The organism is Gilvimarinus sp. 1_MG-2023, from assembly GCF_030548285.1.
Genome location: NZ_JAUOSC010001784.1, coordinates 1 through 234 on the forward strand (window position 1 = coordinate 1; position 234 = coordinate 234).

1 protein-coding gene is annotated in these 234 nt (G+C 54.7%); it reads right to left on the reverse strand.

The window, feature by feature from the left end; translation table 11 throughout:
- Positions 1-234: HAD family hydrolase (locus Q4563_RS22840; RefSeq protein ID WP_303606178.1), on the reverse strand; the 234-nt coding region annotated here is incomplete at both ends.

Consider the following 234-nt stretch of genomic DNA (forward strand, 5'->3'; position numbering starts at 1 on the left):
GTGGTAGACCATGGTGCTGCGCTCGGTGGCTTCCAGCAGACGGCTTTCGGAGCCGCCAACACAGACAGACGGGTAGTCGAGCTCAATCATTTCCAGATCATTAAAGCTGTCGCCAGCAATCAGCACTTGATCCTGGCTCAGCTCCAGCCATTCGATCAGGCTGTCGAGGGTGGTGCCCTTGTTGACTCCACGAGGCAAAATATCCAGATACTGGTCGGAAGAATACATCAGGTC